Source organism: Streptomyces sp. CBMA156 (assembly GCF_014596515.1).
Lineage (GTDB): Bacteria > Actinomycetota > Actinomycetes > Streptomycetales > Streptomycetaceae > Kitasatospora.
Genome location: NZ_MSJQ01000268.1, coordinates 14326 through 27618, shown reverse-complemented (window position 1 = coordinate 27618; position 13293 = coordinate 14326). Strand labels below are relative to the sequence as shown.

The window sequence follows — 13293 nt, the reverse complement described above, 5'->3', positions numbered from 1 at the left end:
CTCCGGCGGCGACACCCGGGCCGTCGGCGAGGCGCTGGCGGCGCTCGGTGCGCGGGTGCCGCAGGCGGCGGCGCTGGTCACCACGCCGTCCTTCGTCCGGGCCGGGGAGGCCGGGACGGTCGCGCACTTCCGGGCGCTCGCCGCGAGCAGCCCGCTGCCGCTGGTCGTCTACCGTCGGCGAGGCGCTGGCGGCGCTCGGTGCGCGGGTGCCGCAGGCGGCGGCGCTGGTCACCACGCCGTCCTTCGTCCGGGCCGGGGAGGCCGGGACGGTCGCGCACTTCCGGGCGCTCGCCGCGAGCAGCCCGCTGCCGCTGGTCGTCTACCACATCCCGTACCGCACCGGGCAGCAGCTCTCCACCGCGGCGCTGCGCGAACTCGCCGCGATCGAGGGCGTGGTGGGCGTGAAGTACGCGACCGGCGGGCTGGACCAGACGGCCGCCGAACTGCTCGCCGACGCCCCCGAGGGGTTCGCCTTCCTCACCGGCGAGGACGCCTTCCTCTCGCCGATGATGGCGCTCGGCGCGGCCGGCGGCATCCTCGCCTCGGCGCACCTGGCGACCGCCCGGTTCGTCGAACTGGTCGAGGCCTGGCAGGCCGGGGACGTGGCGCGGGCGCGGGCGCTCGGGCACCGGCTGACCGGGCTGGCGCTGTCCGCGTTCACCGCCCCCAACCCGACGGTGACCAAGGGGGTGCTGCACGCCCAGGGCCGCATTCCGACCCCGGACGTCCGGCTGCCGCTGCTGCCGGCCGGGGAGGCGGAGGTCCGCGCCGCGCTGGCGCTGGCGAGTGGTCTGGACCAGTAGTCGCGCTCTCACACCGTGGAACACCAGGCCGACCGACCCGCGTGACAAGGCATGATGGGCGGAGTGCGGCTGTGAACAGCACCATTCAGAGGAGTAGTCGGAGATGAAGATCGGCATTGTCGGTGCCACCGGCCAGGTCGGCGGAGTGGTCCGCGAGATCCTGGCAGAGCGCAACGTCCCGGTGGAGCAGCTGCGGCTGTTCGCCTCGGCCCGCTCGGCCGGGCGCACGCTGCCCTGGCAGGGCACCGAGGTCACGGTCGAGGACGCGGCCACGGCCGACTACACGGGCCTGGACATCGTGATCTTCTCCGCCGGCGGCTCCACCTCCAAGGCCCTGGCCCCCAAGGCCGCCGCGGCCGGTGCCGTCGTGATCGACAACTCCTCCGCCTGGCGCCGCGACCCCGAGGTCCCGCTGGTCGTCTCCGAGGTCAACCCCGAGGCCATCGCGGACCGCCCCAAGGGCATCATCGCCAACCCCAACTGCACCACCATGGCCGCCATGCCCGTGCTGCGCCCGCTGCACGAGGAGGCCGGCCTGGCCGCGCTCGTCGTCTCCACCTACCAGGCCGTCTCCGGCAGTGGTGTGGCCGGCGTCGCCGAGCTCCAGGACCAGGCCGCCAAGGTCGTGGACGGCGCCGCCGCGCTCGCCCACGACGGCGGTGCCGTCGAGTTCCCCGAGCCCAGGGTCTACCAGCGGCCGATCGCCTTCAACGTGGTGCCGCTGGCCGGCTCCGTCGTGGACGACGGCTCCAACGAGACCGACGAGGAGCAGAAGCTCCGCCACGAGAGCCGCAAGATCCTTGGCATCCCGGAGCTCAAGGTCGCCGGCACCTGCGTGCGCGTCCCGGTCTTCTCCGGCCACTCGCTCCAGATCAACGCCCGCTTCGAGCGTCCGATCAGCCCCGAGCGCGCCGTCGAGCTGCTCGGTGCCGCCCCCGGTGTCGAGCTGTCCGACATCCCCACCCCGCTCCAGGCCGCCGGCCGCGACCCGAGCTACGTCGGGCGCATCCGGGTGGACGAGACCGTGGAGAACGGCCTGTCGCTGTTCATCTCGAACGACAACCTGCGCAAGGGCGCCGCGCTGAACGCCGTCCAGCTGGCCGAGCTGGTCGCCGCCGAGCTGAAGGGCTGACGCGCCGGGACGGAAGGGCCGGCCCCGGGGACCGCGAGGCCCCCGGGACGGCGGACCGGCGTCCACCGGTCGGAACACCGCTGCGTGACCTGGGGCGGGCCTCGTCGTTGTACGGGGCCCGCCCCCGCTTTCGTTCGCTCCGCGCCGGGGCGGCTGTTGCGGTACCGGGACAACACGCGAGGTTCGGCGGGCGAACCGCGGGTAAAAGGTGACCCACCGATCGGACGACGGGGGCCCCTCACCTCCGCACGCCCGGACGGCGGGCGGACCGCCCGTCCCGAACCGATCCACCCGACTGATCCGAGGGCGAGCGAGAAGAGGTGCGCGATGGACCGCTGTGTCGTCCTGGTGGACGCCGGATACCTGCTGGGCGCCGCCGCCAGCCTGCTCGCGGGAGATCCATCCCGGTCCAAGGTCACCGTGAACCACACGGCCCTGATCACCGCACTGCGCGAGCGCGCCGAGGCGGAGACCGGGCTGCCGCTGCTGCGGATCTACTGGTTCGACGCCGCGCCCGACCGGCGCCCGATGCCCGAGCACCGGCGGCTGCGGGTCCTGCCCAGGGTCACCGTACGGCTCGGCGCGCTCACCCGGGCCGAGGGGCGCTGGGTGCAGAAGGGCGTCGATGCCGCGATGCACGCCGAACTCTCCGAACTCGCCCGCAACCGGGCCTGCGCCGACGTCGTGCTGATCACCGGGGACGGGGACCTGCTGCCCGGCATGATGACCGCCAAGGAACACGGGGTGGCCGTCCACCTGTGGGCCCTCCAGGCCGCCGACGGCGACTTCAACCAGTCCGAGGACCTGGTCGGCGAGGCGGACGAGCGGCGGGTGCTGGACCGGGAGTGGATCGAGGGGTCCTTCTCGCTGCGGGAGCACTCCAGCATGTTCCCGGCGCCGGGGGCCAGGCAGGAGATCGCCAAGATCCTCGCCGCCCCGCCCGCCCCGCCCGCCGTGGCACCGCCGGTGGTCACCCCGGCGGCCGCAGCCCCGGCGAGCGCCGCCCCCGCCGACGGAGGGCCGCAGCCGGCCGCCGCGGCCGCGCTCAAGGTCGTACCGACACCGAAGGACCTCGCCGGGCGGGCCTCCTCGGTCACCCCGATCACCCCGGTGGCGAACGGCACCGTCGGCCCCGGCACCAACGGCCACGGCGCGAACGGCGCGAACGGCGCCAACGGCGCCAACGGGCACGGGGCGCTCGCACAGGCCGGTCCTGTGCTGCGCTGGTCCTCCGACCGCGGCTGGGTGGACCGGCCGGCCCCCGAGCCCGCCGTCACCGCCGGCGACAGCCTGCCCACGCTCGCCCAGCTCACCACCGCCGAACAGCGCTGGGCCGACCGCGAGGAGGACATCACCTCCATCGGCGGCGACGCCCACGAGGTCGGGCAGGTCTTCGCCCGCCGCTGGAGCGAACGCGTCGGCGACGCCGAGAGACTCACCACGCTCTGGCCCGACTACCCGCGCATCCCGCACCGGGTGGACGGCGAACTGCTCCGCTACGCAGCCCGCTTCGGGCTGCTGGCGCACAAGGACGACCAGATCGACGAGCACGACCGCTACGCCATCAGGGCCGGCTTCTGGAAGGAACTGGCGGCGCGGGTGCCGGGCGGGTCGATGGTCGTCGACGACTGACGGGCTCCGGACACCGCGGGAGGAACGGCCCGGGCGCCGGGACGGCCCCGTTGTCCGGTTCGCCCGTATGAACGCGTAGAGTCTTCGGTCGTGAACGAGACGGCCGGGCGAGCACCCGAGGAACCCCAGCCGTGCGTCGCCGTGCGCGACCTGGTAAGGACCTACCGCAGCGGGCGCGGCGCGGCCGCCGGCGAGATCCGGGCCAACGACGGGATCAGCCTCACCGTCCGGCCGGGCGAGGTCTTCGGGCTGCTCGGGCCGAACGGAGCCGGGAAGTCGACGCTGGTGCGCCAGCTCACCGGGCTGCTGCGCCCCGACTCCGGATCCGTCGAACTCTTCGGCCACGACATCGTGCGGCACCCGGAGCGGGCCGCCCGGCTGCTCGGCTACCTCGGGCAGGAATCCACCGCGCTGGACGAGCTGACGGTGGCGCTCGCCGCCGAGACCACCGGCAGGCTGCGCGGACTGACCCGGGCGCAGGCCAGGAGCGTCGCCGCCGACGTGCTGACCGAACTCGGGCTGGAGCCGATCGCCGCCCGGCCGCTCGCCAAGCTGTCCGGCGGGCAGCGCCGGCTCGCCTGCTTCGCGGCCACCCTGGTGGGGGACCGGCCGCTGCTCGTCCTGGACGAGCCGACCACCGGCATGGACCCGGTCGCCCGGCGCGCGGTGTGGGCCGCCGTGGACCGGCGCCGCGCCGAGCAGGGGACCACGGTGCTGCTGGTCACCCACAACGTGATCGAGGCGGAGACGGTGCTCGACCGGGTCGCCGTGGTGGACGAGGGCCGGGTGATCGCCTGCGACACGCCCGGCGGGCTCAAGGCGCTGGTGGACGGCGACGTCCGGCTCGACCTGGTCTGGCGGGACGAGGCGCCGCTCGGCGTGCCCGCCGTCGCCGCGCTGCGCGAGCGGGCCGAGTGCACCGGGCGCCGCTGGACCGTCCGCACCACCCCCGAGCAGGCCCGCGAACTGGTCGCCGCCGTCACCACGGGACCGGCCTTCGCCGCGCTCGACGACTTCACCCTCGCCACCCCGAGTCTTGAGGACGCCTACCTCAAGCTGGGCGGCCGCCACGGAGGACTGGCCAAGTGACGCTGCTCTCGGTACCGCCGGAGACCCGCCGGTCCACGGCCGCCCCCGCCCCGCTCGCCCCCGCGGCCGGGCTGCTGCCCGGGCTCGCGGCCGTGTACCGGGCGCAGCTCGCCCGGGCGCGGGTGGCGCGCATCCCGCTGCTGTTCGTGGCCACCTTCCAGTCGCTGGGCATCCTGGTGATGATGCGGGGCGTCGTGGAGGCCGGGCAGTCCTCGGGGGCGCGGTCGGTGGTCGCGGGGGCGAGCGTGCTGGTGGTGGCGTTCGTCGCGCTGAACCTGCTCGCCCAGTACTTCGGGAAGCTGCGGGCCACCGGGGGCCTCGACCACTACGCGACGCTGCCGGTGCCGGCCGCCTCGGTGGTGCTGGGGACGGCCGCGGCGTACGCCTCGTTCACCCTGCCGGGGACGCTCGTCACGGCGGCGACCGGGGCGGTGCTGTTCGGGCTGCCGCTCGGGCAGCTCTGGGTGCTGCTGGCGGTCGTGCCGCTGGCCGGGGCGGCGCTGTCCGGGCTGGGGGCGGCCTGCGGGCTGCTCGCGCCGCGGCAGGAGATCGCGACGATGCTCGGGCAGCTCGGCATGTCGGCCGCGCTGCTGCTGGGCGTGCTGCCGACCGACCACCTGCCGCAGCCGGTGCTGTGGCTGCGCGCCCTGCTGCCGTCCACGTACGGGGTGGAGGCCTTCGCGCGGACGTTCACGCCGGATCCGGACTGGGTGGGGGTGCTCGTGGACCTCGCGGTCTGCGCGGGCGTGGGCGTGGTGTCGCTGGCCGTCGCCACCTGGGCGTACCGGCGGGCGGTCTCGCGCTAGGAGGCTTCGCGGCAGGGCCCTTCCCGCTGGGGCCCTTCGTGGCAGGACGATCCAGGGCGGGCCGTTTCGCGGCGGAGGGGTCCGGAGGCGGGCCGCCGACTGGGTGGGCCGTCCGCGTGGCCGTCGTGAAACGATGGGGCCCGTGACCGCACCGAACACACCTCCGGATCCCGCCGACGCCGATGCGCGGGCGGTGCCGGACGCAGCGCCCGACCCGTTCGCGCCGCCGCCGGGGGCCACCGCCCTCAGGGACGGCGCGCCCCCGCTGGGGCGGCGGCTGCTGCCGGAGGTACGGGTCGGGGCGGGTGTCGTGGTGGCCTGCCTGGTGGCCGGCGTGGTGTTCGCCGGGCTGTGGGCCTGGCTGGCGCCGAAGGTGCCGCTGGTGGTGGACGGGGACCGGATCCTCTACGCGGACCCCGAGGGGGAGCAGCGGGCCGGCGCCGACGCGGTGTTCGTGCTCATCGGCCTGGGCGCCGGGATCGTGACCGCGCTCGGGGCCTTCCTGGTGACCCGGCGGCGCGGGGGCGGCATCGCGGTCGCGCTCGGGCTGACCGTCGGCGGGCTGCTCGGATCGATCGGGGCCTGGCGGATCGGGCGGTGGCTCGGGCCCGGCAACGACCTGATCGGCGAGGCCCGGCGGGTCGGCGACGGCGGGCACTTCGACGCGAGCATCGACCTGGGGGCGCTGGGCGCGCTGCTGGTCTGGCCGATGGCGGCGATGGTGGTGCTGCTCCTGCTCTCGGCGGCGTTCGGGAAGCGGGAGGAGGACCCGCCGCCGTACTGGGGGGTTCCGGCGGGGGTGCCCGCGGCGCAGGCGCCGACCGGGCCGTGGGCCGGGCCGTGGGCCGGTCCGGAGACCGGGCCGCCCGGGCCGCCCGGGCCGCAGGACGGTACGGGGAGCGATGCGCAGAGCGGCACGGAGAGCGGTACGCAGCGCTGACCGCGGCTCGGGCGGTGGGCCGGGGGCGCGGGGCTTCCTCAGCGGGCGATCGGGGCGGTGCGGGCCTTGGTCAGGGTGACCAGGTCGGCCGGGGCGAGTTCGACTTCGAGGCCCCGGCGGCCCGCCGAGACGTAGACGGTCGGGTGGCCGAGCACGCTGGCGTCGACGACGGTGCGCAGCGGGCGGCGCTGGCCCAGCGGTGAGATGCCGCCGAGCACGTAGCCGCTGCTGCGCTCGGCGGCGGCCGGGTCGGCCATGACGGCGCGCTTGCCGCCGACGGCGGCGGCCAGGGCCTTGAGGTCGAGCCGGCAGGCGACCGGGACCACGCCGACGGTGAGGGTGCCGTCCACGTCGGCGACGAGGGTCTTGAAGACCCGGTCGGGGGCGATGCCGAGGACCTCGGCGGCCTCACCGCCGTAGGAGGCGGCGGCCGGGTCGTGGTCGTAGGAGTGCACGGTGAACGGGACGGCGGCGGCTTCCAGGGCGACGGTGGCGGGCGTGCCCTGGCCGCCCTTCCTGGTCTTCTTGGCCATGCGGGGGTCCTCGGTGTCCTCGGGGTCCTCGGTCAGTTGGGGCTGAAGCGCTGGCGGGTGAGGTCGGTGGCGGGCAGCGAGGGAAGCCAGGTCAGGACGGCGGTCTCGCGGCGCAGCAGGTCGAGTTCGGTGCGCAGCCGCTGGGCGGTGTCCGGGCAGGCGAGCAGCTGCTGCTTGACCGGGGTCTCGAACACCGAGGCGGCGGCGACCAGGTACGAGAGCACCTGCGGGTCGTCCGGGAGGTCCTGGCGGCCGACGGTGCTGGCCTCGCGGGCGCCGGCCAGGCGCTTCTGGTAGACCCGGAAAGCCCGCTCGACCTCGGAGGCCAGCGCGCCGGAGCCCTCCCCGGGGCGTTCCTCGATCTGCTCGACCTCCCCGGTCAGGTACGGCCCCGAGACGTCCGCCGAGCACAGCCGGAACCGGGTGGTGCCGGTGACCAGCAGCTCGTAGCGGCCGTCCGGCTGGTGCTGGACGGAGGCGACGTCGGCGACGCAGCCGATGTGGAAGACCGCCTCCAGCGGGTCCCCGGTGACAGTGCCGAGGCCGTCCAGCGGACCGGCCGGGCCGTCCTCCGGCCTGACCGGCGCGACCTCCCTGCCGTCCTTGATCGCGAGCACGCCGAACCGCCGGGGGGCGTCCTCGGGCTGTTCCAGCAGATCGGCGACGAGACGGCGGTAGCGCTCCTCGAAGACGTTCAGGGGCAGCACCAGGCCCGGGTAGAGCACGGTGTTCAGCGGGAAGAGCGGCAGCCGTTCTGTCACGGCGGACAGCGTAGTTCCCCGGACCGGGCCCTTGTCGCACGGATAACGGCCTCAGCCCCGCTGGAGCATCCTGGTGGCGCCGGCGACGACGGTGGAGGCGAGCAGCCAGCCGACGACGACCAGCCCGGCGGAGATCCACTGGGTGAGGCCGCCGGGGTTCCAGCCGCCCTGGCCGAGGTCCACGATCGGCAGCAGCTGGTTGAGGGTGTACAGCACCGGGTTCCAGTGCGGGCGCTCGTCGGCCTTGAGCGGCTCCAGCGGATGGGTGGCGAACCAGAGGCTGCCGAGGAACCAGGCGAGCAGCAGCCACAGGCCCGCCCGGCCCGGGCGGTAGCCGTAGCCGACGGTGGCGTCCTGGACGGCGCCCCAGACCCGGGCCGGCAGCGGCAGGGTGCGGCGGCGCCGGCGCTGCTTGGCGTAGAGCACCTCGCGGGCGTCGTCGTCGGCGCCGTCGCGGCGCAGGGCGGCGGCGAGCTGCTCGTAGGACTCGGGCTGGAAGTCCACCGAGGAGCCCTCCAGCCAGGCGATCCGCTGCCGGACGGTGAAGGGCGTGATCGGGCGCAGGTTCTCGTAGACGAAGCCGGTGAGCCGCAGGTGCCTGCCGAGCGGCCAGGCCTGCGGCTCGTCGACCAGGTTGCCGATCCGGGCGCGGGAGAGTGAGACGGTGCCGGTGGGACGGAACTTGCAGGAGAAGCGCAGCTCGGGGGTGTGGATGCGGCTCAGCGCCAGCTCGTCGTCACCCTCCAGGTGGAACTCCCCGGAGATCAGGCAGGCGCCCTCGAAGCGGGAGTCGGACAGCCGCACCCGGCCGAAGGCGCGGAACGGGGTGACGGGGCCGTCGGGCGGCGGGTACTCGCCGTAGCCGGAGCCGTAGTAGCCGCGGGAGCCGACCCAGCCGAGGTCGGCCGAGCCGGTCAGGTAGAGGGTGTGGCCGACGCTGATCCGGACGGCGTTGAGGCAGATGCGGTTCTTCTGCGGGATGGCGCGCAGCTGGGCGCCGCGCAGCGAGAGGCGGCCGCCTATCCGGGCCGTGCGGATGCTCAACTCGCCTGTGGTCTCCAGGCGTTCGGCCTCGAAGTCCTGGTTGACGGCGATCCCGTCGGCGGACAGGGCGCGGGCGTGGCGGTCGCCGCCGATGACGGTCTGGTTGAGCAGCAGGTCGGTGCCGATCCTGGCGTCGGTGAGCCGGATGCCGCCGGGGACGCGGCAACGGGCCAGGTGGAGGTCGCCGGTGGTGGAGAGCCGGGAGGCCTCCAGCCGGGGGATCAGGCAGCGCACGAAGCGCAGCGTGGGGGCCGCGGCCTCGGAGACGAGGATCTTCTGCTCGAAGCGGCAGTCGTGCACCTCGACGTAGCGGTCGATGGTGGCGCCGGCCAGCTTGAGCGCGCCGGTCACCAGCACACCGCTGAGCCGCAGCGAGGCGACCTTGCCGGGGGCGGGCGCCGGGCCGGCCAGCAGCAGATGGGCGAGGACCTCGGCGCGGACGGTGCGGTCGGGGCCCCAGACGGCGTCGCCGAAGGGGTCGTCGGTCTCCGCCTCGCCGGTTCGCAGATCCAGGATCTCGCCCTGGCGGTAGGCCTCCCAGAGCCTTCGCTCGACCCCGTTCCAGCCCTCCGGAGCGCGCTCCGCCATGGTTCCCCCGTCCCCCCGGTCGTCTCGCCCTTCGTATCACGGACTGAAATGCGGGACCAGCGGTTCCGGCCACTCCTTACACTGGGTGGCGTGATCTCTCGAATCGACCTCCGCGGCTCGCTGGACGACCCGCGTGACCTGCTGCCCCGTGCCGAGTTCGACGTTGCCGACGCCCTGGAGAAGGTGCGGCCGATCGCCGAGGACGTGCACCATCGCGGGGTCGCGGCGCTGATCGAGATCACCGAGCGCTTCGACGGCGTCCGGCTGGAGTCGACCCGGGTCCCGGCCGAGCAGCTGACCGCCGCCCTGGAGACGCTGGACCCGAAGGTGCGGGCCGCCCTGGAGGAGTCGATCCGCCGGGCCCGAGCCGTGCACGGGGACCAGCGCCGCACCGGGCACACCACCCAGGTGGTGCCGGGCGGCACGGTCACCCAGCGCTGGGTGCCGGTCGAGCGGGTCGGCCTCTACGTGCCCGGCGGGCTGGCGGTCTACCCGTCCTCCGTCGTGATGAACGTGGTGCCGGCCCAGGAGGCGGGCGTCAGGGGCATCGCGGTCACCTCGCCGCCGCAGAAGGAGTACGGGGGCCGGGTCCACCCGGCCATCCTGGCGGCCTGCGCGCTGCTCGGCGTGGACGAGGTCTACTCCGTCGGCGGTGCCCAGGCGGTCGCGATGTTCGCCCTCGGCACCGAGGAGTGCGCGCCGGTCAACATGGTCACCGGCCCGGGCAACATCTACGTGGCCGCCGCCAAGCGCTACTTCGCCGGCCGGATCGGCATCGACTCCGAGGCCGGCCCGACCGAGATCGCCGTCCTCGCCGACGACAGCGCGCTGCCGTCCGACGTCGCCGCCGACCTGATCAGCCAGGCCGAGCACGGCCCGACCTCGGGCTCGGTGCTGGTCACCGACTCCCCGGCGCTGGCCGACGCGGTCGAGGCCGAGCTGGCCGTGCAGGTCGCGAGGACCAAGCACGGCGAGCGGGTGGCCGAGGCGCTGGGCGGCCGGCAGTCCGGCATCATCCTGGTCGACGACCTGGAGCAGGGCCTCGCCGTGGTCAACGCGTACGCGGCCGAGCACCTGGAGATCCAGACCCGCGACGCCCACGCGGTGGCGGCCAGGGTCGTCAACGCCGGCGCGATCTTCATCGGCCGCTGGACCCCGGTCTCGCTGGGCGACTACGCGGCCGGCTCCAACCACGTGCTGCCGACCGGCGGCTGCGCCTGCCACTCCTCCGGGCTGTCGGTGCAGACGTTCCTGCGCAGCGTCCAGGTCGTCGAGTACGACCGGGACGCGCTGGCGGACGTCGCCGCGCACGTGGTCACCCTGGCCGACGCCGAGGACCTGCCGGGGCACGGCGACGCGATCAAGGCACGCTTCGACTGGACGGTTCCCGGCTCGTGACTCCTGAGGTTTCTGTGACCCGTACGAACAGCACGACCCGGATCGACGACCTCCCGGTCCGGGAGGAGCTGCGCGGCCAGTCCCCGTACGGCGCGCCGCAGCTGGACGTGCCCGTCCAGCTGAACACCAACGAGAACCCGTACCCGCTGCCCGAGGAGCTGGTGGCCCGGATCGCCGAGCGGGTCGCCGAGGCCGCCCGCGGGCTGAACCGGTACCCCGACCGGGACGCGGTCGAGCTGCGCGAGGGCCTGGCCGGGTACCTCGGGAAGACCACCGGCTTCCCGGTCGGCCGCGAGCAGGTGTGGGCCGCCAACGGCTCCAACGAGGTGCTCCAGCAGCTGTTGCAGACCTTCGGCGGCCCCGGCCGCAGCGCGCTCGGCTTCGAGCCCTCGTACTCGATGCACGCGCTGATCTCCCGCGGCACCGGCACCGCGTGGATCTCCGGCCCGCGCAACGACGACTTCACCATCGACGTGGACGCCGCCGTCGCCGCCATCGCGGAGCACCGGCCGAACGTGGTGTTCGTCTGCTCGCCGAACAACCCGACCGGCACCGCCGTGGACGCCGGCACCGTGCTGCGGCTGTACGAGGCCGCGCAGGCCGCCCGGCCCAGCCTGGTGGTGGTGGACGAGGCGTACGTCGAGTTCTCGCACCGCCCCTCGCTGCTGCCGCTGATCGAGGGCCGCCCCAACCTGGTGGTCAGCCGCACCATGTCCAAGGCCTTCGGCGCGGCCGGGCTGCGCCTGGGCTACCTGGCCGCCGACGCGGCGGTGGTGGACGCGGTGCAGCTGGTCCGGCTGCCGTACCACCTGTCCGCCGTCACCCAGGCCACCGCGCTGGCCTGCCTGGAGCACACCGACACCCTCCTCGGGTACGTCGGGCGGCTCAAGGAGGAGCGCGACCGGCTGGTCGACGCGCTGCGCGGGCTCGGCCTGGAGGTCACCGACTCGGACGCCAACTTCGTCCAGTTCGGCCGCTTCGCCGACACCCACGCGGTCTGGCAGGCGATCCTCGACCAGGGCGTCCTGGTCCGCGACAACGGCGTCCCCGGGTGGCTGCGCGTCACCGCCGGCACGCCCGCCGAGAACGACGCCTTCCTGGACGCCGTCCGCAATGTGATCAAGGAGCTGTGACCCCCATGTCCCGCATCGGACGCGTCGAGCGCACCACCAAGGAGACCTCCGTCCTGGTCGAGATAGACCTCGACGGCACCGGGAGGACCGAGATCTCCACGGGCGTCGGCTTCTACGACCACATGCTCGACCAGCTCGGCCGGCACGGTCTGTTCGACCTCACCGTCAAGACCGACGGCGACCTGCACATCGACACCCACCACACCATCGAGGACACCGCCCTCGCGCTCGGCGCCGCCTTCAAGCAGGCGCTCGGCGACAAGGTGGGCATCTACCGCTTCGGCAACTGCACCGTGCCGCTGGACGAGTCGCTCGCCCAGGTCACCGTGGACCTCTCCGGCCGGCCGTACCTGGTGCACACCGAGCCCGAGGGCATCGCACCGATGATCGGCTCGTACGACACCACGATGACCCGGCACATCCTGGAGTCCTTCGTGGCCCAGGCGCAGATCGCGCTGCACGTCCACGTGCCGTACGGGCGCAACGCGCACCACATCGTGGAGTGCCAGTTCAAGGCGCTGGCCCGGGCGCTGCGCTACGCCGCCGAGCGCGACCCGCGCGCGGCCGGAATCCTTCCGTCGACCAAGGGTGCGCTGTGAGCAATACCGCGATGATCCTCATCTTCGTCGGCCTCTTCCTGGGCGGCGGAGTGATCTCCTTCTGGAAGCAGAAGCACTCCAGGAGCGTCATCCTGGTGCTGGCCTTCGGCTCCGTGATGTGCCTGGCCTCCGGCCTCATGCGCCTGTAGCCAGCCGCCACCGCCCGCCGCCCGCCGCACAGAGACTGGACACCTGAACAATGGGCAAGAACGTCGTCGTCCTCGACTACGGCTCCGGCAACCTCCGCTCGGCGCAGCGCGCCCTGGAGCGGACCGGAGCGGACGTCACGGTCAGCTCCGACTACGACACCGCGATGGCCGCGGACGGCCTGCTCGTCCCCGGCGTGGGCGCCTTCGAGGCCTGCATGCGCGGGCTCAAGTCCGTCCGCGGGGACTGGATCATCGACCGCCGGCTCGCCGGGGGCCGACCGGTCATGGGCATCTGCGTCGGCATGCAGATCCTCTTCGAGAAGGGGGTCGAGCACGGCGTCGAGACGGCCGGCTGCGACGAGTGGCCCGGCACCGTGGAGCCGCTGGACGCCCCCGTCGTCCCGCACATGGGCTGGAACACCGTGGACGCGCCCGAGGACAGCCGGATGTTCGCCGGCCTCGACGCGCAGACCCGCTTCTACTTCGTGCACTCCTACGGCGTCCGGCACTGGGAGCTGGAGACCCACAGCGCGCGGATCAACCCGCCGCTGGTCACCTGGGCCACGCACGGACAGCCGTTCGTCGCCGCCATCGAGAACGGCCCGCTGTGGGCCACCCAGTTCCACCCCGAGAAGTCCGGCGACGCCGGCGCCGCCCTGCTGACCAACTGGGTCAACACCCTCTGA

General features: G+C 74.2%; 15 protein-coding genes. 11 read left to right on the top strand and 4 right to left on the bottom strand.

What is annotated here, in order from left to right:
• Nucleotides 1-232: hypothetical protein (locus BU198_RS42395; protein ID WP_223244798.1), on the bottom strand; the 232-nt coding region annotated here is incomplete at its 3' end.
• Between BU198_RS42395 and BU198_RS22800 the strand changes: the two genes are divergently transcribed.
• The 6 genes from BU198_RS22800 (at nucleotide 207) to BU198_RS22775 (ending at nucleotide 6402) form a co-directional block, all read left to right on the top strand.
• On the top strand, nucleotides 207-803 hold the full coding sequence (locus tag BU198_RS22800) for a dihydrodipicolinate synthase family protein (RefSeq protein ID WP_317620269.1): 597 nt from the start codon (nucleotides 207-209) through the stop codon (nucleotides 801-803). The two genes, BU198_RS42395 and BU198_RS22800, sit on opposite strands and share 26 nt — an antisense overlap.
• A 103-nt stretch (nucleotides 804-906) precedes the next feature.
• Nucleotides 907-1935 (top strand): aspartate-semialdehyde dehydrogenase, encoded by a 1029-nt coding sequence (locus BU198_RS22795; protein WP_188298717.1) that lies wholly within the window; start codon nucleotides 907-909, stop codon nucleotides 1933-1935.
• A 327-nt stretch (nucleotides 1936-2262) separates the two neighbouring features.
• Nucleotides 2263-3567, top strand: a complete 1305-nt coding sequence (locus BU198_RS22790) for an NYN domain-containing protein (RefSeq protein ID WP_188298716.1) — start codon at nucleotides 2263-2265, stop codon at nucleotides 3565-3567.
• 90 nt (nucleotides 3568-3657) lie between these two features.
• The gene (locus BU198_RS22785) at nucleotides 3658-4656 is read left to right on the top strand and encodes an ABC transporter ATP-binding protein (RefSeq protein WP_188298715.1); all 999 of its coding nucleotides are present in this window, start codon (nucleotides 3658-3660) and stop codon (nucleotides 4654-4656) included.
• Complete coding sequence (locus BU198_RS22780; RefSeq protein ID WP_188298714.1) at nucleotides 4653-5462, top strand: ABC transporter permease; 810 nt, start codon at nucleotides 4653-4655, stop codon at nucleotides 5460-5462. Before BU198_RS22785 ends, BU198_RS22780 begins: the two co-directional genes overlap by 4 nt.
• Before the next feature lie 142 nt (nucleotides 5463-5604).
• Nucleotides 5605-6402 (top strand): hypothetical protein, encoded by a 798-nt coding sequence (locus BU198_RS22775; protein ID WP_317620268.1) that lies wholly within the window; start codon nucleotides 5605-5607, stop codon nucleotides 6400-6402.
• 38 nt (nucleotides 6403-6440) lie between these two features.
• On the opposite strand, the gene ybaK is transcribed toward BU198_RS22775, so the two are convergent.
• From ybaK to BU198_RS22760, 3 genes are read right to left on the bottom strand one after another with little or no spacing between them, the layout of a single operon-like run.
• Entirely contained in the window at nucleotides 6441-6935 is a 495-nt protein-coding gene (gene ybaK / locus BU198_RS22770) for a Cys-tRNA(Pro) deacylase (protein WP_188298713.1), read from the bottom strand.
• Nucleotides 6936-6967: 32 nt separating this feature from the next.
• Nucleotides 6968-7696 carry an LON peptidase substrate-binding domain-containing protein gene (locus tag BU198_RS22765; protein WP_317620267.1) on the bottom strand — a complete coding sequence of 243 codons (729 nt, stop codon included), beginning with the start codon at nucleotides 7694-7696 and terminating at the stop codon, nucleotides 6968-6970.
• A 51-nt stretch (nucleotides 7697-7747) separates the two neighbouring features.
• Entirely contained in the window at nucleotides 7748-9328 is a 1581-nt protein-coding gene (locus BU198_RS22760) for an oxidoreductase (protein ID WP_188298712.1), read from the bottom strand.
• Nucleotides 9329-9418: 90 nt separating this feature from the next.
• Between BU198_RS22760 and hisD the strand changes: the two genes are divergently transcribed.
• Genes hisD through hisH form a run of 5 tightly spaced genes read left to right on the top strand, consistent with a single transcriptional unit; the run spans nucleotide 9419 to nucleotide 13293 of the window.
• Nucleotides 9419-10726, top strand: coding sequence for a histidinol dehydrogenase (gene hisD / locus BU198_RS22755; protein ID WP_188298711.1), 1308 nt, complete (start codon nucleotides 9419-9421; stop codon nucleotides 10724-10726).
• Nucleotides 10727-10740: 14 nt separating this feature from the next.
• Nucleotides 10741-11859 carry a histidinol-phosphate transaminase gene (locus tag BU198_RS22750; protein WP_188298710.1) on the top strand — a complete coding sequence of 373 codons (1119 nt, stop codon included), beginning with the start codon at nucleotides 10741-10743 and terminating at the stop codon, nucleotides 11857-11859.
• 5 nt (nucleotides 11860-11864) lie between these two features.
• Nucleotides 11865-12458, top strand: coding sequence for an imidazoleglycerol-phosphate dehydratase HisB (gene hisB / locus BU198_RS22745; RefSeq protein ID WP_188298709.1), 594 nt, complete (start codon nucleotides 11865-11867; stop codon nucleotides 12456-12458).
• On the top strand, nucleotides 12455-12607 hold the full coding sequence (locus BU198_RS22740; protein WP_188298708.1) for a hypothetical protein: 153 nt from the start codon (nucleotides 12455-12457) through the stop codon (nucleotides 12605-12607). Before hisB ends, BU198_RS22740 begins: the two co-directional genes overlap by 4 nt.
• Nucleotides 12608-12657: 50 nt before the next feature.
• Nucleotides 12658-13293 (top strand): imidazole glycerol phosphate synthase subunit HisH, encoded by a 636-nt coding sequence (hisH, locus tag BU198_RS22735; protein WP_188298707.1) that lies wholly within the window; start codon nucleotides 12658-12660, stop codon nucleotides 13291-13293.

Bases quoted from the DNA above. Each gene is read 5' to 3' on its own strand.
- BU198_RS22795 (WP_188298717.1), top strand. From the start codon at position 907: ATGAAGATCGGCATTGTCGGTGCCACCGGCCAGGTCGGCGGAGTGGTC.
- BU198_RS22790 (WP_188298716.1), top strand. From the start codon at position 2,263: ATGGACCGCTGTGTCGTCCTGGTGGACGCCGGATACCTGCTGGGCGCC.
- ybaK (WP_188298713.1), bottom strand. From the start codon at position 6,935: ATGGCCAAGAAGACCAGGAAGGGCGGCCAGGGCACGCCCGCCACCGTC.
- BU198_RS22760 (WP_188298712.1), bottom strand. From the start codon at position 9,328: ATGGCGGAGCGCGCTCCGGAGGGCTGGAACGGGGTCGAGCGAAGGCTC.
- hisB (WP_188298709.1), top strand. From the start codon at position 11,865: ATGTCCCGCATCGGACGCGTCGAGCGCACCACCAAGGAGACCTCCGTC.
- hisH (WP_188298707.1), top strand. From the start codon at position 12,658: ATGGGCAAGAACGTCGTCGTCCTCGACTACGGCTCCGGCAACCTCCGC.